We start from the raw sequence: 20,149 nt of genomic DNA, 5'->3' as shown, positions 1-20,149 counted from the left end.
TAATTTTTAAAAAAGGAAGCAGAAAAAAGGACATATTATATTACTGCCGATCGATTTCTGCTTGAAAACGAAGACTGAAAAATGGATTATCTAGAAGAGAAGAATTGGGTTTTCGGGGCATTCAGAGATGAAGTCCCGAAAACTCAGAAGTGAAGGATTGTCAGGATTCATGATAGCGCCAGGTTTATTCGACACCAATATTCATGGAATCAAAGGGCATGACGTCATGGACGGAACAGACAATCAACGCCATTATCAGTGCTGCTGACAGCGGATTGACAGGAGCTCAGTCGGAAGGAATATTTTTAGAAGGACCTTACTTCACTAAGAAGCATAAAGGTTCACAAAATGCGGGGTACTTTAAGGATCCTGATGAAGCTGAATATAAAAGATGGCAAGAGCTCGCGAACGGAAAAATTGCGAAAATCGCATTTGCCCCTAAACGAGAACACGAAATGGAATGTATTAAAGAAGTCGAGGAAAAGATGGGATCTATCCATACTCAAAAATAAACTTAAATCCAAGTATAAAAGTTAGATAGATCATTAAAATCGTCCATTTCTTATTTAGCCTGCGTAAGATTTAATTGCTGTTAGCAAGTATTCGAATTACTCAATAAAGGAGTTTGAAAAGCATGATTGAAAAAAACTTTAACGTAGTAGATGAAGCAGGTATACACGCACGTCCTGCATCTGTATTGGTTAGTGCAGCAAGTGATTATGAATCAGAAATAAAAATAACTTATAAAGAGAAAACGGTAAATTTAAAATCCATTTTGGGTGTGATGGCTCTTGGAATTCCATTTGGTGAGGAATTTAAAATTAATGCTGAAGGATCAGACGAAGAAGAAGCATTAAAGAAACTAGAAGAAACATTGAAAAAGGAAGGATTGGTAAATGCATGAACTTAAAAGGAATCGCGGCATCAAGCGGCATTGCAATTGCAAAAGCATATCTTCTAGTTGAGCCAGATTTATCATTCAATAAAAAAACGATTGAAGACATCGGAAAAGAAATTAATCGTTTTCGGTCCGCTATGTCTATCGCTAAAAGTGAATTAAAAGGTATTCGCGCGGTTGCCGAAAAAGAGTTTGGAGCAGCAGAGGCAGCGATATTCGATGCGCACATTTTAGTGTTAAATGATCCGGAGTTAATCACACCGATTGAAGAAAAAATTAACACAGAGAATGTGAATGCGGAATATGCGCTTAAAGAAATAACGAATATGTTCATTGCAATGTTTGAAGGAATGGACAATGAATATATGCAAGAACGAGCGGGGGATATTCGGGATGTAACCAAACGGATTATGTCGCATTTGCTAGGTGTTAAAGTTGTGAATCCAAGTACGATTTCTGAAGAAGTCATCATTATAGCCGAAGATTTAACACCTTCAGATACTGCCCAATTAAATCGTAAGTATGTTAAAGGTTTTGCGACAAATATAGGAGGAAGAACTTCTCATTCCGCAATTATGGCTCGTACACTGGAAATACCAGCGGTGGTTGGAACGAATGAATTAACACAGCATATCCAAGATGGTGACATGGTCATCGTGGATGGATTAAATGGAATCGTGCAGATTAATCCTACTTCCGAACAAATCGCCACATATGAAAAGGAACATCAAAAGTACAAGGAACAAAAAGAAGAATGGGCGAAGTTAGTGAATGGAAAAACGGCTACTGCCGATCACCATCATGTGGAATTAGCTGCAAACATCGGTAACCCGGAAGATTTAGCCGGGGTCTTTTCGAATGGCGGAGAAGGTATTGGTTTATACCGAACAGAATTTTTATATATGGGTAAAGATCAACTGCCTACTGAGGATGAACAGTTTGAGGCATATAAGAGTGTTCTTCAAGGAATGGGAAATAAGCCGGTTGTTGTGCGTACACTAGATATCGGAGGGGATAAAGAGCTTCCATATTTAAAGCTACCTAAAGAAATGAATCCATTCTTAGGTTTCCGGGCTATACGTTTATGTTTGGAAGAGAAGTACATATTTCGCACACAATTAAGAGCTCTTTTACGAGCGAGTTCATTTGGAAACTTGAAGATTATGTTGCCCATGATTGCAACGCTAGAAGAATTCCGCCAAGCAAAAGATATTTTAGAAGAAGAGAAACAGACACTCTTGGAAAATGGAACAGCGGTTGCGGATGGGATTGAAATCGGCATTATGGTAGAAATTCCTTCAACTGCCATACTTGCAGATCAGTTTGCGAAAGAAGTCGATTTCTTTAGTATTGGAACGAATGACTTAATTCAATATACGATGGCAGCAGATCGTATGAATGAACGTGTTTCCTACTTGTATCAACCATATAATCCAGCAATCCTGCGCCTTGTTAAGATGGTGATTGATGCTTCACATCGTGAAGGGAAATGGACAGGAATGTGCGGTGAAATGGCTGGAGACGAAATTGCCATTCCGCTATTGCTAGGTTTGGGATTGGACGAATTCTCAATGAGTGCTTCGTCGATTCTAAAAGCACGCACACAAATCAGTCAATTGAAACAAAGTGATATGGTGGAACTTGCAAATGAAGCACTTCAACTTAGAACAAATGAAGAAGTTGCTCAAGCTGTCAGAGCTCGCTGTAATTTATTATGTTGGTGTTAAAATTCTTAGTTTTAGGTGCCTATGACATTGGTTTTATCAACAATAAATAGTGAAACATTCATATCCAGGCATATGCACCCATCACATACATAAATACATAACATTTTCCGTGAATACTGCCTCGTGCAGTTTTTTTACTTTTACTCGACATTGCCTATTTGCAGGAGACGGAGAGGGGGAGTAAAAAATGCTCATAAAAAGTTATTGATGAAATGGTGATTTTTTATAGTAATGAGAATTTATAAGGGTAACCATAACTTGGTTACCCTAAAAAAAATTAATTATTTTTTTCTGGAGAGAATGTTTTACAATCTGTTTCTTCACTATTGGATGCTTGTTTACCTTTTTGACTTACTACATAAATTGCTTCGGCAGTACATTTGTTTCCAGAACCCCAAAACGTACAGTTATTCACTTCGCAAAGAACCTGTTGAGTCATAGTATCACACCTCCTCTTTCGTTTATCTTTAACAAAAATGAAGTGATTAATACTTGATTTAGGAAAGCTCAGCAAAAACTATTTCTTCGCTACGGAGTTTATAGATGCTCATTCCTTTAGTGTTAAAATTCCATAAAGTGATAAAAAAACGAGTTTGTTTTACAAATGAAACTAAATATAGATACATGTATGACCAATGAGAAAAGATAAAACTATTGAGTGTAATTGATTCTACTGAGATTTCTTATTTAGCAGTTTCTTGAAGTTCAATTTTAAGCACTTTTTCAGTATCGGTAGTATACTCGATTCTTACAAAAACGCCGAATTCTCTGTTTCCCTCTTTTAACCATAACTTAAACTTTTCAGTTGTTGTATTCTTATTCGATTCTCTACCTTGATGGAGGTAATCAATTATTTTTGCATTGGGATATTTTGAATTTGTCTCTATTAAAGCGATCTTTCCCCACTTAACGTATGCAGGAATCTCTTGCTGGGCATGAGCGTTTGTTGGTATATGTATTGATGCTGCATTGGCTATCATAAAAATTCCAAGTGCAATTAACGTTTTTCGCATAATTTAACCCATCTCCTTTTCATATAGAATGAGTTATTTCCTTAAAATCATTCTGTACTAAGTAAACTTTATAAAAAAACCAAAACTACAGATTTTAGACAACAAATAAAAGACCATTACTGTGAAAAATGAAAGTAAAAAATAGAAAGGTATAAAAAGATATAAAAACTAGTGAATTTAAGTAATAATAGTTGACTATAACTTAGTAATCTAATAGGATTTAGTTGACTGGTGAATCAGTCGAGGGAATTGACTAACATTCCCACACAAGATAAGCGCAAACAAGAACGTAAACAATAGCAATTTTCGATTGTTTTAGAAATGTCTGCAACACAAGGCTAGATAACACGAAGATTTCTAACATTGTTGCGAAAACTAATCTATACAAGGGAACATTTTATTGGAATTTCAAAAGTAAGGAAATGATTGCTATTGAAATGGTGAATGAAGGACGTTTAGCAATTTTACATACAATATATATCATCAAAAAATCTTTTTGAACAACTTTTCACTTTGCAGGGGAAAATCGATATTTTATGGGAATCCTACTTAAAGGAATCTATTCTCAACCGATTCTGCAACAGAAAGTGGACAAGATTAAAAAAGAGATGAAATAAGCTTTAGCAAATAATATTTCAAGAGCTTCTGCCTTGAAAATGTTACCACGTCCAGTAGATCCAGTATTACATTCGGCATTTGTTATGAGCTTGTTAGTATGCGCATTGTCAAGATGGTTATTTCAATCTGAGAATAAGGAATGGCAACAATTAGAGTTAAAGTAGCTTGGTGAAAGACCGTTCAAATTGAGTTTTTTTGGACTGTTTGGTATGTAATCAAAGGAGGAAAACATAATGAAAAAAAGCAAAATTTTCTTCGCTTTTGCTGCAACTGCTGCACTTATTTTAGGTGCATGTGGCAATAGTGAGACAAAAAAAGAAAATAATAATACATTAAGCGCAATTCAAGAAAAAGGTGAAATGACAGTAGGGATTATGGGAACGTATGCACCTTATAATTTCATGGATAAAGATAAAGGATATACCGGTTTTGATGTGGATATTGCAAAAGAATTGGCAAAACGACTAAATGTAGAAGCAAAATTTGTTGCTCAAGATTTTTCGGGGTTAATACCGGGATTACAAAAAGGGAAATACGATGCTTTATTAAGCCAAGTAACGATTACGCCAGATCGTGAAAAACAAGTTGATTTTACGGCACCTTATATTACAAATGATGTGAAAGTTATTGTAAAAGAGGATAATACTTCTATTAAATCGGTAGAAGACTTCAAAGGTAAAAAAATTGGTGTTGGTCTCGGCACAAATGACGAAGCTTTTTTACGAAATGATTTAATGCCAAAAGTGGGGGACTTCAAAATCAACACTTATGATGACGTCATCACAACATTAAAAGATTTAGATGCAGGCCGTGTAGATGCAACAATTAATAATGTTTATGCATTAAAACCAATTATTGAAAAAAATGGTTTTAAAGTGAAAGCTGTCGGTGAACCGATTAAATCCGATCAAGCAGCAGTTGCAGTGAAAAAAGGTAATAAAGAATTAGTTGAAGCGATGAACAAAGCATTAGCTGATATGAAAAAAGATGGAACATATAAAGAAATCTTCGTAAAATGGTTTGATGAAGAACCAAAAGCAGATTTAGGAAAGTAGGAAGTTTAGATGGATATAGTTATTGATAATCTTCCTTTTTTACTAAAAGGTGCTTATTATACACTATTAATTACAGTGGTTTCAATGTTCTTTGGCTTAATAATCGGTTTAATAACGGCGATTGCTCGTATTAAGGGCAATCGTTTCTTCCGCGGAATTGCGAGAGTTTACGTATCGATTATTCGTGGAACACCACCACTTGTTCAAATAGTCATTGTCTATTATGGGCTTGTTGATTATGGCGTCGAATTAGATGCTTTAACAGCTGCTTATATTGCGTTAAGTATTAATATTGGTGCCTATGTTTCTGAGGCATTCCGTGGTGCAATTCAATCTGTACCATCTGGTCAAACTGAAGCGGCACTTGCAACAGGGATGACAGAAGCACAGGCGATGCGTCGTGTGGTTATTCCACAAGCGATTCGCTATGCCATTCCACCACTTGGTAACACATTTGTGGGGATGTTAAAAGAAACATCATTAGTATCAGTCATTGCGGTAACGGAACTTATGCGTTCTGCTCAGCTACTTGTAGCACAGTATTATGTATATATGCCGTTCTATTTAGCAATTGGGTTGATGTACTGGATTATGAGTACAGTCTTTACATTTATATTAAATAAAATCGAAAAAAGATTATCAGTCTATTAAGGGGGGAACGTAATGTTACAAATAAAAGACTTGTCAAAGAGCTTCGATCAAAATGAAGTCTTAAAGCATATTTCATTGACGATTCCTGCCCATCAAGTTGTTGCTGTTATTGGACCAAGTGGTTCAGGGAAAAGTACATTTTTACGTTGCTTAAACGGGCTAGAAACTATCACAGGTGGTAGTGTTACTGTTAATAATCATTTGTTACAAGCAACTGATTCGAAAAAAGTTCGCAAAAAAACAATTCACGCCATACGACAAGACACGGGTATGGTGTTTCAACAGTTCAATCTATATCCACATAAAACGGTCATTGAAAATGTTATGGAAGCATTGCTAGTCGTGAAAAAACAATCAAAAGAACAGGCAAGAAAAATGGCCTCTGCATTATTAAAACGTGTTGGCTTACAAGAGAAAGAAGATGCTTATCCTTCAAGATTATCAGGTGGTCAGCAACAACGTGTAGCCATTGCTAGAGCACTTGCAATGGAACCAAAAATCATGCTATTTGATGAACCAACATCTGCATTGGATCCAGAACTAGTCGGTGAAGTTTTGCAAGTAATGAAAGAACTTGCTGAAGAGGGTATGACGATGGTGATTGTCACACATGAAATGAAATTCGCAAGAGATGTGGCAGACCGTATATTATTTATGGCAGATGGACAAATTGTCGAAGATGCAGAACCAAAAGTATTCTTCACACAACCATCGACAGTACGTGCTCAGAAATTTTTAGCAAAAGTAAATGAATTTTAACAGAAGAAAGGTTGATTAATATGCAAATAAAAGCAAAATGGCAAGGTGGACGTGCCTTTGAAGCAGTAGGTCCAACAGGATACCCAATGGCAATGGATGCAACTGCTAACTACGGGGGAGAAGGTAAAGCTCCAACACCAACTGAAATGTTACTTAGTTCTTTAGCAGGCTGTATAGGAATTGATGTTACAATGATTTTAAAACCACATTTAGATAAAATCGATTCTATCGAAATTACAGTAAACGGTGAACGCCGTGAAGAACTTCCAACTGCTTTCACAGCGGCAACTTTATTGTTTGATGTAAAAGGCGACATAGTTGCAAAAAAAGTTATACGTGCAATCAAGCTCGGAGAAGAGAAGTATTGTGCAGTTTCTGCCTCATTGAAAGCTGAAGTTACTTATCGTTTAATGTTGAACGGTGAGGAAGTAGATATAACTGAATAGTAATCATTTAAGGGCTGCCTAAGATTTAGGCAGCTTTTTTGTATTAAATGATTTTTTGTCTACATATTAGAATGGCTTATTAATCAACTGTAACGGAAAGTTCCTTAACAAGTAGTGAAGGGGAACCGTAGCCGTCTGGAAGGAAGTAAAGGTCTGTACAGGTTTCCTCAATATCCTTCATCAATTCATAGAAGTTACCTGCAATGGTCATTTGTTTAACTGGCGATGCAATTTTACCTTCTTTAATATGGAAACCAGTCGCCTCAACGGAGAAATCTCCAGAAATTGTATTCGTGCCTGAATGTAGACCAGACAAGTCTGTAATAAGGATTCCTTTAGATACTGATACGAGTAAGTCATCTAAAGTTCTTTCACCAGTTGTAATGTACATATTTTGTGGTGCGATAGAAAGCGTGCTTTTGTATGAAGGTTTATGTGCATTTCCTGTTGTTTCGCAACCTTCTAATTTTGCAGAGTTCCTGTTATGGAGTAATGTTTCAAGAGTTCCATTTGAAATAATTGCTTGTTTTTTTGTAGCAACACCTTCTCCGTCAAAACTTGATCCAGACAGTGCCTCTGAGTGGAATGGATCATTTAGTAATGTCACTAAATTTGATGCAATTTGTGTTCCTACTTTTCCTTTTAAAAGTGACTGATCTTTCTGTGCGTTTTCTGCAGAGAAGATAGGCGTAAATATTGAAAGTAATGAAGCAGCCGCGTTATGGCGCATTATTATGGGATATTTTCCAGACGGAATGGATTTCTCACCGAGATTAGATAATGCTTCTTCTGCAGCTTCTTTGGCAATTTCATCGGCATCGAGCGATTGGAAATCACGAGTCATTTTCCTGAAGCTACCTGTTTTCATTTCTTCGCCGTCTTTAACGACTGTTGAAACGAATATGATAAGTCCATTCTTTTTCTCTGTTAATGAAAGACCTTTACTGTTTGCTAATGATTGTTCTCCTGAGAAATCTTGAAGTCCACAATAGTCGAGTGTTACAATACGCGGATCATAAGTACGTATTTTTTCTTCAATAGACTTAATTAACGCAATCTTTTCAGAGATTTGTACATTCGCAAGTCCTTCACTATAAGATTGATAGTTAGTATATTCACTACTTCCCTCGAAAATATCAGTTCCATCATCCTCATCAAGCACGTCTGCATTTGCTTTTGCATTGTCTATTAAAAATGATATCGAATCCTCATCGATTTTTTCTGTATAGGCATAACCCATTTTACCGTTATAAAGACCCCGTAAACTAAGTCCACCATCCACAGATGTTTCGTAGCTATCAATTTCTCCTTCAAAAATCATACATTGAAATGATTCAGCTTTTTCATAGAATACTTCAGCTTCTTTGAAACCGGCATCCATTGCTTTTTGAAGCAGTTTTTCTTGGAATTCAGTGATTTTCATTACTTACTCCCCCTTTGTCCCACCGACTGTAATTTCACTGACACGAATCATTGGCTGGCCGACATTAACTGGAAGGCTGCCACTCATCGCTCCACACATACCTGCGCCGTGTGCAAGGTTATTCCCAACGCGATCAACTAACTGTAATGTTTTTGCTCCGTTCCCTATAAGTGTTGCTCCCCGTACTGGGTGTGTAATTTTTCCATCTTTTACGATGTATGCTTCTTCAACTGCAAAGTTGTAGTCACCAGTAGCTGGATTAACTTGACCTCCACCCATATATTTTGCGTAAATGCCATACTCTGTTGAAGCGATAATATCTTCTGGTGTTGATATACCTGGAGCGATATACGTATTTGTCATACGTGATGTCGGACTGAAGCGATAAGACTGGCGGCGTGAAGAGCCAGTTGATTCAGTTTTCATACGACGTGCATTCAATTTATCAATTAAATAACCTTTTAAAATACCATTTTCAATTAAGACATTTTTTCTTGTTTTCTCACCCTCATCATCAATATTAAGTGAACCCCATTCGTTTGCTAGGGTACCGTCATCGATGTAAGTGACAATTTCCGGTGCAACTCTTTCACCAACTCGATTTGCGAACACTGAATTGTTTTTTGCGACAGCTGTGGCTTCTAGTCCGTGTCCACAAGCCTCATGGAAAATAACGCCACCAAATTCATTGTCAATGATTACTGGGAATTTCCCACTAGGGCATTCTTCTGCATGCAGCATTGTTACTGCTATACGTGCTGCTTCTCCTGCATAGTGAGTCAAATCTAGGTTTTCCATAAATTCAAATCCGGCATGAGCACCAGGTCCGTAGAAACCAGTTTGCAGTTCATTGCCTTCTGAAGCAGTTGCTTGAATGGCTAGTCTACTGTGAACACGAGTGTCTTCCACAAACTTTCCTTCTGAGTTGGCAATGAGGATGTTTTGTTCTTCGTCCATATAGCGTATACCAACTTGACGAATGCGTTCATCATAATTTCTAGCAATTTCATTTGCCTGTCGCATAATAGAAGCTTTCCTTGCATGTTCTACTGTTTGAGGCATTTGCGCGATTTGGTGAATTGGGTTAAATATCTCTTTTTGGAGCGGGTGAATCGTACCTGTTCCGCCGCCTTTTATAGCAAGTGCAGCCCGCTTAGCTGCGAGTAACAAGCCTTCTTCAGAAATATCATTCGTATATGTGTAAATACTTTGAAGACCAGAAAAAATACGTATACCTATTCCAAAATCACGACCAGATATACTTTTTTCTATTTTGTTACTTTGTAATGCAATGTTATTTACATACTTATCTTCAATGAATATTTCAGAGAAGTCACCCCCCGTAGAAAGAGCCGCATTAAGCACGTTTTCAATAATAGATTGTTTGATCATTTACCTTACCCCCTTAATAAAATTATAACGTAAAAGGGAGCGTTTAGTTGGAATAAATAGAATTTTTTGTATATTTTAAATTTATTTTTAAGGATATTATTGCTTACAATAGTGATAAAAGTCAGTGTAATTAAGATATAAATATCCAAAAGATTGACGACAATATAGCTTGAAAATATGCCTTAATAAAAGGAGTTTTTATATTAAATATAGAAGTTAGTGTTTAGTTGAATATTTGGAGGTTATTAGAAATGGGTATAGTGATTAAAAATCTTCCAGACTATGAGGTAGCCTATATTAGGCATGTTGGAAGTTATTTTGAACCTAGTAATCATTGGGAAAGACTAGGGGAGTGGGCAGCAAGAAATGGATTGTTTCCACCTACGCAAAATTATATAGGATTCTCTCTTGATAATCCTGAGTTTGTAGCTCCGGAATTGTGTCGACACGACGCTTGTATTACATTACCAAAGGATTTTGTAAAAGAAGAGCAATCGGAAATACAATTTAAAACAATAACGGGGGGACTGTATGCTCTCTATCAGTTCTATGATACATCAGATAAATTAATCAACGCTTATCAAGCCGTTTTTGGAGATTGGATACCTCAAAGTGACTATGTTTCAGATGATAAGATTAGTCTTGAATTTAGTATGAATAATCCTTTAGATGATATCGAGGGGAAATGCAAAGTTGATTTGTATGTACCTATTAAGAAAAAGTTATCTAAAGATGAAGTGATTACAGAATTTGAGCAAGCTCAAGACTGGGTTTATAGCTTGAAAGAGCATCCTGAGAAGGATTTTTTCAAATCTATAGTAAAAGGTAAATGGTCTGTAGCTGAAATTATTGCACATTTAGCGTATTGGGATCAATATGTACTGGAAGAAATCCTACCAAATATGAAACAGAATGCTGATATTAAGAGTATAGACTTTCAAGAATTAAATGATCAGGCTTCTAACTATGCTTTATCAGGTATATCTGGGATAAGCCTAATTGATCAATTTGTTGAAAGTAGAAAAAGTCTAGTGGCCGAATTAAGGAACAAAACTGACTCTGAATTTTATGTGCAATTTAAAATCAATGGAGATGAGATTGACCCATATTCAGGTGAGCCTTTTTCAATGTATAGCTACATTAGCAGCTTTATTTGGCATGATAACCATCACAAAAAGAAAATAATTGAATTTTTTAATAGTAAGTACTCTAAAGATTTTCAGGTGAAATAAGAAACAGGAGTTAAGCTGTGTTAACATGCTTAACTCCTGTTTTTTAGATTGCTTATATTAAGCTATCTTTTGTTGAATTTTCAAATGCTTTACTAAGCGTACTTGATACAAGTTCAATGGCATCTGCACCTTCTTCAAGCAGTCCGGCCATCCAAAAGAAACCATGAATGACACCATCGTAACGTTTTAGCTGAACAGGGATGTTCGCTTCTTGCAGTTTTTTAGCATAAGCTTCACCTTCATCTCTTAAAGGATCATATTCAGCCGTAATAACTAATGCAGGTGGTAAGTCCTTTAAATTTGTTGCTATTAGAGGGGAGACGTAAGGACTTTCTCCATCGCTATCACTATTTAAATAATGGTTCCAAAACCATTGCATTGTGTCTTTTGTTAAGAAGTATCCATCTGCGTAATCCAAATAAGAAGAAGTTTTTAAATTATAATCTGTCACAGGATATACCAATACTTGTTGAACGATATTGTTGACACCAAGATCCCGCGCTTTCAATGATACAACAGCTGCAATATTACCCCCAGCACTATCACCGCCCACTGCGATTCTAGAAGCATCTATGTTTAACTCATTTGCATGATCTATTAACCATTCGATAACGGCATAGCTATCATCAATCGCTGCTGGAAACTTGTTTTCGGGTGCTAATCGATAGTCAACAGAAACGACTACACATTGCGACTGGAAAGCAATTTGGCGGCAAGGTATATCCACTGAATCAAGGTTTCCAATGACCCAACCCCCACCATGGTAATATACAAACACAGGTAGAGCATCGATGCTTTTAACTGGTGTATATATTCGAACAGGAACTTCTCCTACATTTGTGTCTAGAGCTCGATTGACAACACTCTCTACCTCTATACGCTCACCTGCTAATTCTTCTATAGCAATACCGTTTCGTGCTTCTTCTGGACTTAATTCGTGAGTTGGTGAAGTACCAGATTGTTCTAATTGCTCTAGCAATAACTTTACTTCTGGCTTTAATGCCATATTAATATGCCCCTTCCTCTAAATGAGAGATATAGATTAATATGATAAGTATCAATACTTTATTCTATCAATAGTTTTATTTTAATATTTAATTAAATTGGCTCTAAAACATTTGAATAAGGAAATGATCTACCAACTCGCCAATTCTAGCTATTTAACAAATATTTATCAGATAATGCTAAAATAGAAATACCTCTCATACATTAGAAAGCGACAAAAACTCGACAAGTTTATATTGTTGAAATTGAGGGTAAAACATCTAAAAGGGTAGTTAATCCGTTATAGGGAGGAAGATAATAATGAAAGCAATAGGAAAAGTGTCATCTCTGCTTGTTATTATCAATTTACTATTTGCCTGTTCTAATGATAAGGCAGAAGTAAAGACAAATGATGAGAATAGTGTAAGTAAAACTCAAGTTCAAGAGGTAAAGAATAAGAATAATAATGGTGAAATTGAACAAAATGATACCGCCGAAAATGAAGTTGTCAAAACAAATAATGTTCTAACTGAAGATGAAGTATTGAAGGTAATCAAAACACAGTTGAAAACGGATTTATCTAAAATATTGCCAAGCAAATTACCATTATCTAAAGGAAAGCATTTAACAGCAACTACTAAATCATCAGCTAATTATTATGAAGTGGTATTTATGGAAAGTGATAAGCCGATAGCTATTAATAATAAGGCGTTAAAAAATAAACATAAAGCAACTGTGATTGCTCGACTAAACGTTAAAAAGTACGCTAATTTGACAAAATCGAGTGAACAAATAGCATTTGAAGATTATAGCAAGCTCGGAGGACAAAAAGTGAATCTGGGTTACGGCATTACAGGGTATCAGGATGCTGGAGCTGGTTCAGTATTTACAAGTTGGAATGAAGGAAGATGGGCACTTAATACACGCTCGCTAACAACGAAAGGGGAGCAAGGAGTAAAACTAGCGAAAGAAGCAACAAAGTTTTTAGAAACTAACACTCTCCCAATTCCTAAACCAAACGGACTCGTTCACCTTGACGTAGAGCGCTCAAGTAACAGAATTACTTGGCAAAAAGAAAAAATCGTTTATACCATTGATCAAGTTAAAGATCCTATGAAAGCTTTAGAAGTTGCAACTTCTTTCGAAAATTAAATCATTATCGGAAATGGAAAATAGAGCTGATTCTACCATGAGGAGAATCGACTCTATTTTTTTATCTCCCAAGACCTAATATTTGAATAACGTCGCCATTATTTAAATAACACTAGTATTTTCTTTTTTAAGCATTGAGTAAATGAATGTATCGTGAGCTTTACCATTTTGGTACATATAGTCTCGAAGAACTCCTTCTTTTTGAAACCCAACTTTGGTAAGTAACTTACTAGAGGCAGCATTATCAACAAATACTATAGCCCCTATACGAGTTAACTCCATATCATCAAAACCGTAAGAAAGAATTTTAGATACCGCTTCTAAAGCATAACCATTTCTCCAATGTTCTGGATGAATTTCATAACCTATTTCTGCTCGTTTATGATTAGGTGACCAAGCATGAAAGCCAATTGTTCCAATTATGCCCTTGAACCCTTTTCTTTGAATACCCCATCGTATGCCTCTTTTTTCTGCATAGTTTTTTGAAAAAAGGTCGATGAATTTTTCTGCTTGTGTTATATCTTCTAAAGTATCTTGTCCATAATATCGTGTAACATTGTCATTAGAAAAATATGCGAAAATATCTTCTGCATCATCTGTAGTTATTTCTCTTAATAGTAATCTTTCTGTTTCTAATATAGGAAACATCTTATTACCCCCTTGTTCTTCATTTGAATTTCTTCTAATACCTTAAATATTCCTATAATTCTTTAACTTAACAATAATAGTAATTTAAATCTTTGCCAATGTGAAGAAACAATTGTTTCTTCACAGGATAAAAATAATTAATTTCTCCAGAATTGTATGTATTTTCATATATGAATAAGTGTAAGATAAAAGGGAAATACAGCTAACTTTTATATCCGATTTAATATTTTTAAACAACTATATAGGAGGAATAAAATATGAGACTATTGATCATTAGACATGGAGAATCAGAAGCAGATATTCTGAACGTACATGAAGGAAGAGCAGATTTTGAACTGACAGAAGTTGGACAACAACAAGTGATACTTTTATCAGAATGGGTAAATGATCATTATAAATTAGATAAAATTTATAGTAGCACCTTAAAAAGAGCGACTCAAACTGCCCTATTATTGGGTAACAAACAGCAAATTAAAATCGAATATGAAGAAGATTTAATGGAATGGAATAATGGATTAATAGCTGGGCTTTCAAGCGAAGAAGCGGAAGAAAAGTATCCTATAGTTAATGGTCTAGCACCTCATGATGCTGTTTATGAACAAGAGTCTATATTAGATTTTAGATATAGAGCAGAAAAGATACTTTCTAAAATCATTTCTGAAAATCCTGATGATGCAACCATTGCGATTGTTAGTCATGGGGGAATGATAAACAAACTATATCAATCATTTTTAAAGCTTCCATTTGATACAAATGTAATTTTCCATTGTGGTGACACTAGCTTGCACGAATGGACCATTAAAGATAATAAAAGGCATATAGTATTTTCAAATCGCCTAGATCATCTAAACAATTTAAAATAATAATGGTTAAACAAATAGTAATATGAGGAGCTGACGAGTTTTCGTCAGTTTTTTTGTTTACGAATAGAAAAGAGAGGGGAATAATATTTTCTCTCTTTACCGATTAGCTATGGTTCAAAAAATATAAAAACCAATCATTGAAGATATTATCTTTCATCCAGTGTAAGAATCATTAATCTATATATGATGTATATGCCAAGGTATCCTCCAGTAATCAAGAAGAGAGGATTAAGAAAAACCTTGTGGATTGTAGTCATAAAAACAGCATTGTCAACGATGATTTGGTAAATGGATGTGGATGCAATACTTCCAAATATAATGGTTGAAATAACTGCAATTATATTAAAAAGTATTGCGATCATCTTATTTTTATTCTGAAGAAAAATCATAATAATAGGTAAAACTATGGTAGATAAGACTAATAAAATCTTCAAAATGCCACTCCTTTAATTAAGGCTATAGTTAGCTAATTATTACCTTAAATAATCGTGTATAAACAAAAAAATAATCAATTTTTCTTGCAGAAAGAATAATAATGAGTAATAAAAGAACTAGTAGTGACTTGTATTTATGAAATGGCTATAACTAACAAATATCTTAATAATAGATGGCGTATAGTAAGGTTTAAAAGTACTACTTTAATCGAAAAAAATAAAAGGTCTTACTCTGTAAGATTAAGTACAAGTAATTGTACATTAAGTCTTATTTAATAGTGTTTCACTTATAATGTTACACATTTAATGAAAATGCACATTACTAAATTCAATTTAGTAGTGTGCTTTTTTATTTTGGCTATCTTTCTCATTTTGATTTGTTAAAAGATTGAATATTTTACAATGACGAAAAAATACATTAACATAAGAACGTTCGTTCTCTTTGGGGGGTAATAATTGTATTGGTTTGAATATTGTCCTAAACATATCGAAAGTAAGTATGAGCTACTTGTATTTAGAGAAAATCAACCCTTTCTACCTTTAACAGATTACTACCATGACTGTTTAGGAAGAATAGACAAAAGTTCTGCAATATCCTATTTGAATTGTCTACTTCCATTTTTTAAGTGGTTAGCGAAAGAAAGCAACTATCAAGGAAACAAAGTGCAATGGAATGACTCAGAAGAAAAAATACGTGTTGTGGTTGAAGATTATTTGATGCATGAAATGAAGTGTAAGATTCGTGATAAAGACACGTTTCGCTTTGTAAATTTAACTAGTAAAAGCCCTAATACGATAAGTCGTTTTTTATCGGCATTAAAATCTTTTTATAAGTCTATGATTCGTTTGAAACAGTATCCGTATAGTAATCCATTCTTAGATGGTCAAGCTCTCTTGCACAACTACAAAGGGGAGATAAAGGGTGATCGAGAGGATAAGCCAAGAATGCCTTCAATTGCAGGTACAGAAGAGGTTATTCCTCATCGAAGATTAACAGATTCCTATTTTAAAATTATCAACGAAGAATGGCATCCACAGATCATTGACGATATAGATTTACCTTATCAAGTATATCAAGCTGGTAAAAAAGCAAGTTGGTCACTTCGTGAAATGGTAATAGCTCGTATGCTATTTGAAACGGGGGCAAGGGCATCAGAAATTATTGAGTTAACAGCTGGTGATTATCGAAAACGGAAAAATCAGCAAGAATTCATCACGTTCAATAAAGGCAGTCATGGTCGAAAAATAAAGTTTATACGTGTTAGTAAAGATACGGTGAAAAGATTGTTTCACTACATAGATACTGAAAGAAAATCCTTTGACGAAAATCATTTGAATTTTGAACAATTACCTGATGATGCCCCTATCTTTTTATCAGTAAATGGAACACCTCTTACTTATCACGCTTGGTACTACCACTGGAATCGAGCAATGAAGAGTAATGAACTAAGTTTAAATCCACATAAAGCAAGGCACTGGTTCGTTACTTCTCGGTTACGAGAGATTTATAACGTTGCACAAAATGAAACAGAAATTCATCAACGAAAAAACGAGCTGATTAAATATATGAAGTGGAAAAATCCAGATACGATGAATGTGTATGAGCATCATTTTGATGAAACGAAACATCGAGAAGCTCATGAGAATATGTTGGAGCAAATGCAGAAAAACGAAAAGGACTATGTTAAGCAACAGCAAACTTCGAGGAAATTAGTGCAAAGGTTGAGCGTTATTAAATCGTCAGCTATCGAAGACTTTGATGAGGATTTAAAAGAATTACTAGAAGGGTTGGAATAAATTTGACTGAAACAACGCAGTTAAAACCAAAAACAGAATGGTTCGATAAAATGCTTGGGCAAATGGATACTCGATTAATGTGTCTACAAAATAACAGAGGTGAATTTTTAATTGATAAATTGGATAAACGATTGCTTAAATATCTATATAATACTTGCTTAACTTTTGATTGGAAAAATCAACTATTGCTTATAGGATTAACTGAAACAAGTATGAATAAAGACTATCAAACTATTTATAACAAAATAAGGACCTTGCATCCAAGATTCAAAGATATTCTTAGAGAATGTAACATTACTTCATTTTCAGATTTCGAGGCGGATGTTCATTTATATAAATATTTACAAGGTAATATCTGTGTCAATTCGACTAACAATATGAAAAAGGAGTTACTAAGACACTATAAATCATCTGAATACCAAATTAATAAGTGGATTAATAATAACCTTCCTTCAGGTGAACAGGAATATTATCAAAAATTTTTATTACCACCCTTTTCATATGATGCTAGGGATTTTTCCTTTACTAAATTAGCCTTGGAACAAGCACAAAACACTCGCAAAGATGAAACAGATGCTATTGTGCCACATCTTTCAACAATACGAGCAGAAGCAAATTTACGATGGAATCAAATGAAAAGACTAAGAGATGCATTTCAGCAACAAATAAGGAGTGTAGAAGCCGATTCAATATCATTACCAATTGAATTTTCTTATGCAGAACCAAAACGTATTGGAGAAGTATTTCATTTTCGCTTATGGGATAAACCTTCCTTTGTACTATACCATCAAAAGGATTTTTCAGATGGAATTATAAAGCAAGCAAAACAAAAAAAATCAACTTATTCTGATGAAAATAATGCTTATTTCCTTGAGTTTATTCGTGCTGAGTCCACAGAGAGTGAGTCAGTAGCCGAAGGTCTTTGGTTTAATGAATTAATTGAGCAGAATGTTATAGGATATTGGTCAATAAACAGACCAGTCGAAGAACATGAGAAGATTTTAAATTTCTTGTCTTTATGGGGATACGAATCTGAAAACGAGCAAAAACCCCTTCCATTTTTTTCACAGCATAAAGGTATAATAACACCTTCAACATTTATCACTTTACACAAGGATAAAGCAGAAGGCTTATTAATAGATGTAGAACCATTTTATGTGGCTTGTACATTTGGTCTATTAGCCATCGACATTTTAACAACAACAGGTGCAAGAATGAACGAATTACTTCAAATTAATAATACAAAAGAATGCATTGAGGTAAAGAAAATTAACAACAAGCTACATTATTCCTATAAAGCTATTCCTAAAGGAAGAGATTCATTAGAAGAGTTTTATTTAAGTAAACAAACGATGGAACATATTCAAACGGTATCAAGAATGTTAAAAGCACATTATGACGGTGATAAAATTCCAAGTGTCCTATACAGAGTTGAAAGAAAGCACTTATTCCCTATACCTCTGCCTTATTATTTTCAATATGCAGGTAAAGCATTAGGCAGATTTGCTTTATACAGTTCCATTCGATTTTTACTTCATGGATTATTATTTGAGATGCAAGACGGAAAAGCTGTAACAATAAAAACACACCTATTACGTCATGCATTTGCGACAGAAGCTGTTCAACTGCAAAAAATGCCGATTGATATTGTCGCAAAAATGCTGCATCAAAAGGATTTTAACATAACTGAATATTATTCAGCTCCTACACCTACACAAATCGCAGAATCAGTAAGTGAGTTACATGATGTCATTTCAAGTTATGTAGATATTGATGATGTGTATTTAAGAAGTCCACAGGAGTTACAAAAAGAATTTGATTCCCATGCAGAAAAAGTAGGTGTATTTAATAAAGTATTGGGTGGTACTTGCGTTACAGATTATGTTTGCCCTACAAAAATGCAGTGTTTAGGCTGCAAAGCAAAAATACCTGAACCAGACCAAGAGGATGAGTTATTAGAAGTCATTCAATTATCAAAAGATATGGAAAGGCGATTTAAGAAAATGGGATTACAGATCGAAGTTCGAAAAGCGAAAGAGATGGCAAAGCAAGCTAAGATTGAATTGAAAGAGATTGATTTAATTAAGCAATATAGAGAGGAACGTCAATATGAACCGAAAGCAAGAATTAATCCATTCAGATAAGAGGGAATGGCTCGTAAAAGTTCATCAGCAACGTAAAGAGCGTTCCGTATCTATAGGTATTCAAACGATTGATTTCCTCGTTTCAAAAGGCATTCCTGTAACCTATCATAATATTAGTCACCATTCAAAAGCCTTTGATGATAAAGAGAAAGGTATTCACATAAATACTATTAAACGAAATGAAGAATTATATGAGCATTACAAAAAGCATAGTAGAACTTATAAAGTAAAGAATGCTCGGAAAAAGCCAGAGAAGCCTACTACATTTGATGAATCCACTTTAAGAAGGATTTCCCCCGAAAGAGGATTAACAAACGCTAGAAAGAAGTATATGCAGCTTTCTAAAGAAGAATTGGTGAATAGATTGATTGCAGTTGAACAATATGTTGCAGAAAATCAAAAGCGATGGGTTGCTAATCATTTTGAGCAGTTTAAATAGAGAGTTTATGAGATACCCTGATAGCCTTGTTAGATTGTTTTTAACAAGGCTACCTTAACTTTTTTCAACGTTAAGAAATATGCATGATTTTATTCATTAAAGTCGATCATGCATCCATGCTCGAAAGACCACTTAAACATTGCTATGACTGACTTTTGAAGAGAGTGTATAAAATTATTTATAAACAAGTTCATACAGAAAAGCCACGAAACGTTGTTTTAACAACATTCGTAGCTTAATGGTGTATGCCCAAACTTGCGTTTGGGAACGTTATTAGATTCATTTATGTATATGTTATAAATACGTGTTGCACTAAAGCCCCTGTTCGTATTATAAGGTTAGCCAGAGAAATCTGGTTGACTATTTTTTATTCAATTTATAGATTGATAGTAGCCGGGGTAGAACGGAAGCACCCGTGGGATTTAATCCCGACAACTAAACAGTTCGCCCTCTACTTGTTAACACATGATTAGG

Annotated in this window: 21 protein-coding genes and 1 pseudogene; 16 read left to right on the top strand and 6 right to left on the bottom strand. The window is 34.8% G+C overall.

Going from position 1 to position 20,149, the window contains the following annotated elements:
• Positions 1-218 precede the first annotated feature (218 nt).
• From AC3IS5_RS11760 to ptsP, 3 genes are all read left to right on the top strand, one after another.
• Positions 219-512 carry a hypothetical protein gene (locus AC3IS5_RS11760; RefSeq protein WP_489424581.1) on the top strand — a complete coding sequence of 98 codons (294 nt, stop codon included), beginning with the start codon at positions 219-221 and terminating at the stop codon, positions 510-512.
• 122 nt (positions 513-634) lie between these two features.
• Entirely contained in the window at positions 635-904 is a 270-nt protein-coding gene (locus AC3IS5_RS11755) for a phosphocarrier protein HPr (RefSeq protein WP_489424580.1), read from the top strand.
• Positions 901-2,625 (top strand): phosphoenolpyruvate--protein phosphotransferase, encoded by a 1,725-nt coding sequence (gene ptsP / locus AC3IS5_RS11750; protein ID WP_489424579.1) that lies wholly within the window; start codon positions 901-903, stop codon positions 2,623-2,625. The genes AC3IS5_RS11755 and ptsP overlap by 4 nt, the downstream gene beginning before the upstream one ends.
• A gap of 277 nt (positions 2,626-2,902) precedes the next feature.
• Here the strand turns inward: ptsP and AC3IS5_RS11745 are convergent, their stop codons facing one another.
• Both AC3IS5_RS11745 and AC3IS5_RS11740 read right to left on the bottom strand, forming a co-directional pair.
• Complete coding sequence (locus AC3IS5_RS11745) at positions 2,903-3,064, bottom strand: DUF1540 domain-containing protein (protein WP_489424578.1); 162 nt, start codon at positions 3,062-3,064, stop codon at positions 2,903-2,905.
• Between the two features lie 244 nt (positions 3,065-3,308).
• Entirely contained in the window at positions 3,309-3,638 is a 330-nt protein-coding gene (locus AC3IS5_RS11740) for a DUF3889 domain-containing protein (protein WP_489424577.1), read from the bottom strand.
• A gap of 296 nt (positions 3,639-3,934) precedes the next feature.
• Between AC3IS5_RS11740 and AC3IS5_RS11735 the strand changes: the two genes are divergently transcribed.
• From AC3IS5_RS11735 to AC3IS5_RS11710, 6 genes are all read left to right on the top strand, one after another.
• Positions 3,935-4,138 carry a TetR family transcriptional regulator gene (locus AC3IS5_RS11735; RefSeq protein ID WP_489427874.1) on the top strand — a complete coding sequence of 68 codons (204 nt, stop codon included), beginning with the start codon at positions 3,935-3,937 and terminating at the stop codon, positions 4,136-4,138.
• A gap of 150 nt (positions 4,139-4,288) precedes the next feature.
• Entirely contained in the window at positions 4,289-4,420 is a 132-nt protein-coding gene (locus AC3IS5_RS11730; protein ID WP_489424576.1) for a hypothetical protein, read from the top strand.
• 69 nt (positions 4,421-4,489) lie between these two features.
• On the top strand, positions 4,490-5,311 hold the full coding sequence (locus AC3IS5_RS11725; protein WP_489424575.1) for a substrate-binding periplasmic protein: 822 nt from the start codon (positions 4,490-4,492) through the stop codon (positions 5,309-5,311).
• A 9-nt stretch (positions 5,312-5,320) separates the two neighbouring features.
• Entirely contained in the window at positions 5,321-5,962 is a 642-nt protein-coding gene (locus tag AC3IS5_RS11720) for an amino acid ABC transporter permease (RefSeq protein ID WP_489424574.1), read from the top strand.
• 12 nt (positions 5,963-5,974) lie between these two features.
• A complete protein-coding gene (locus AC3IS5_RS11715; RefSeq protein WP_489424573.1) occupies positions 5,975-6,721 on the top strand; it encodes an amino acid ABC transporter ATP-binding protein in 747 nt (248 codons plus the stop codon).
• 20 nt (positions 6,722-6,741) lie between these two features.
• Entirely contained in the window at positions 6,742-7,167 is a 426-nt protein-coding gene (locus tag AC3IS5_RS11710; protein ID WP_489424572.1) for an OsmC family protein, read from the top strand.
• A 79-nt stretch (positions 7,168-7,246) separates the two neighbouring features.
• Here the strand turns inward: AC3IS5_RS11710 and AC3IS5_RS11705 are convergent, their stop codons facing one another.
• On the bottom strand, positions 7,247-8,590 hold the full coding sequence (locus tag AC3IS5_RS11705) for a TldD/PmbA family protein (RefSeq protein ID WP_489424571.1): 1,344 nt from the start codon (positions 8,588-8,590) through the stop codon (positions 7,247-7,249).
• Between the two features lie 3 nt (positions 8,591-8,593).
• Positions 8,594-9,982, bottom strand: coding sequence for a TldD/PmbA family protein (locus AC3IS5_RS11700; protein ID WP_489424570.1), 1,389 nt, complete (start codon positions 9,980-9,982; stop codon positions 8,594-8,596).
• A 251-nt stretch (positions 9,983-10,233) separates the two neighbouring features.
• On the opposite strand from AC3IS5_RS11700, the pseudogene AC3IS5_RS11695 reads away from it, so the two are divergent.
• Positions 10,234-10,701: pseudogene (locus AC3IS5_RS11695) on the top strand (AraC family transcriptional regulator); the annotation flags it as partial.
• Positions 10,702-10,719: 18 nt separating this feature from the next.
• Positions 10,720-11,214, top strand: coding sequence for a DinB family protein (locus AC3IS5_RS11690; RefSeq protein ID WP_489427873.1), 495 nt, complete (start codon positions 10,720-10,722; stop codon positions 11,212-11,214).
• A gap of 52 nt (positions 11,215-11,266) precedes the next feature.
• Here the strand turns inward: AC3IS5_RS11690 and AC3IS5_RS11685 are convergent, their stop codons facing one another.
• Complete coding sequence (locus tag AC3IS5_RS11685) at positions 11,267-12,220, bottom strand: alpha/beta hydrolase (RefSeq protein WP_489424569.1); 954 nt, start codon at positions 12,218-12,220, stop codon at positions 11,267-11,269.
• A gap of 299 nt (positions 12,221-12,519) precedes the next feature.
• Between AC3IS5_RS11685 and AC3IS5_RS11680 the strand changes: the two genes are divergently transcribed.
• A complete protein-coding gene (locus AC3IS5_RS11680) occupies positions 12,520-13,350 on the top strand; it encodes a hypothetical protein (protein ID WP_489424568.1) in 831 nt (276 codons plus the stop codon).
• A 102-nt stretch (positions 13,351-13,452) separates the two neighbouring features.
• Here the strand turns inward: AC3IS5_RS11680 and AC3IS5_RS11675 are convergent, their stop codons facing one another.
• Positions 13,453-13,998, bottom strand: coding sequence for a GNAT family N-acetyltransferase (locus AC3IS5_RS11675; protein WP_489424567.1), 546 nt, complete (start codon positions 13,996-13,998; stop codon positions 13,453-13,455).
• Positions 13,999-14,255: 257 nt separating this feature from the next.
• Between AC3IS5_RS11675 and AC3IS5_RS11670 the strand changes: the two genes are divergently transcribed.
• The 4 genes from AC3IS5_RS11670 to AC3IS5_RS11655 all read left to right on the top strand — a co-directional run bounded on the left by AC3IS5_RS11670 (position 14,256) and on the right by AC3IS5_RS11655 (position 19,675).
• A complete protein-coding gene (locus tag AC3IS5_RS11670) occupies positions 14,256-14,861 on the top strand; it encodes a histidine phosphatase family protein (protein WP_489424566.1) in 606 nt (201 codons plus the stop codon).
• Positions 14,862-15,751: 890 nt separating this feature from the next.
• The gene (locus AC3IS5_RS11665; RefSeq protein WP_489424565.1) at positions 15,752-17,092 is read left to right on the top strand and encodes a tyrosine-type recombinase/integrase; all 1,341 of its coding nucleotides are present in this window, start codon (positions 15,752-15,754) and stop codon (positions 17,090-17,092) included.
• A gap of 50 nt (positions 17,093-17,142) precedes the next feature.
• On the top strand, positions 17,143-19,236 hold the full coding sequence (locus AC3IS5_RS11660) for a site-specific integrase (protein WP_489424564.1): 2,094 nt from the start codon (positions 17,143-17,145) through the stop codon (positions 19,234-19,236).
• Positions 19,202-19,675: a hypothetical protein gene (locus AC3IS5_RS11655; RefSeq protein WP_489424563.1), complete on the top strand. Its 474-nt coding sequence runs from the start codon at positions 19,202-19,204 to the stop codon at positions 19,673-19,675. Before AC3IS5_RS11660 ends, AC3IS5_RS11655 begins: the two co-directional genes overlap by 35 nt.
• The last annotated feature ends 474 nt before the right edge of the window (positions 19,676-20,149 follow it).

Source organism: Viridibacillus sp. KH_047 (assembly GCF_057838945.1).
Note: the sequence above shows the minus strand (reverse complement) of the source record. Positions and strands in the feature narration are given on the sequence as shown.

Bases quoted from the DNA above. Each gene is read 5' to 3' on its own strand.
- AC3IS5_RS11715 (WP_489424573.1), top strand. From the start codon at position 5,975: ATGTTACAAATAAAAGACTTGTCAAAGAGCTTCGATCAAAATGAAGTC.
- AC3IS5_RS11755 (WP_489424580.1), top strand. From the start codon at position 635: ATGATTGAAAAAAACTTTAACGTAGTAGATGAAGCAGGTATACACGCA.
- AC3IS5_RS11680 (WP_489424568.1), top strand. From the start codon at position 12,520: ATGAAAGCAATAGGAAAAGTGTCATCTCTGCTTGTTATTATCAATTTA.
- AC3IS5_RS11670 (WP_489424566.1), top strand. From the start codon at position 14,256: ATGAGACTATTGATCATTAGACATGGAGAATCAGAAGCAGATATTCTG.
- AC3IS5_RS11745 (WP_489424578.1), bottom strand. From the start codon at position 3,064: ATGACTCAACAGGTTCTTTGCGAAGTGAATAACTGTACGTTTTGGGGT.
- AC3IS5_RS11675 (WP_489424567.1), bottom strand. From the start codon at position 13,998: ATGTTTCCTATATTAGAAACAGAAAGATTACTATTAAGAGAAATAACT.
- ptsP (WP_489424579.1), top strand. From the start codon at position 901: ATGAACTTAAAAGGAATCGCGGCATCAAGCGGCATTGCAATTGCAAAA.
- AC3IS5_RS11685 (WP_489424569.1), bottom strand. From the start codon at position 12,220: ATGGCATTAAAGCCAGAAGTAAAGTTATTGCTAGAGCAATTAGAACAA.
- AC3IS5_RS11760 (WP_489424581.1), top strand. From the start codon at position 219: ATGACGTCATGGACGGAACAGACAATCAACGCCATTATCAGTGCTGCT.
- AC3IS5_RS11660 (WP_489424564.1), top strand. From the start codon at position 17,143: ATGCTTGGGCAAATGGATACTCGATTAATGTGTCTACAAAATAACAGA.
- AC3IS5_RS11700 (WP_489424570.1), bottom strand. From the start codon at position 9,982: ATGATCAAACAATCTATTATTGAAAACGTGCTTAATGCGGCTCTTTCT.
- AC3IS5_RS11655 (WP_489424563.1), top strand. From the start codon at position 19,202: ATGAACCGAAAGCAAGAATTAATCCATTCAGATAAGAGGGAATGGCTC.
- AC3IS5_RS11705 (WP_489424571.1), bottom strand. From the start codon at position 8,590: ATGAAAATCACTGAATTCCAAGAAAAACTGCTTCAAAAAGCAATGGAT.
- AC3IS5_RS11740 (WP_489424577.1), bottom strand. From the start codon at position 3,638: ATGCGAAAAACGTTAATTGCACTTGGAATTTTTATGATAGCCAATGCA.
- AC3IS5_RS11710 (WP_489424572.1), top strand. From the start codon at position 6,742: ATGCAAATAAAAGCAAAATGGCAAGGTGGACGTGCCTTTGAAGCAGTA.
- AC3IS5_RS11720 (WP_489424574.1), top strand. From the start codon at position 5,321: ATGGATATAGTTATTGATAATCTTCCTTTTTTACTAAAAGGTGCTTAT.
- AC3IS5_RS11725 (WP_489424575.1), top strand. From the start codon at position 4,490: ATGAAAAAAAGCAAAATTTTCTTCGCTTTTGCTGCAACTGCTGCACTT.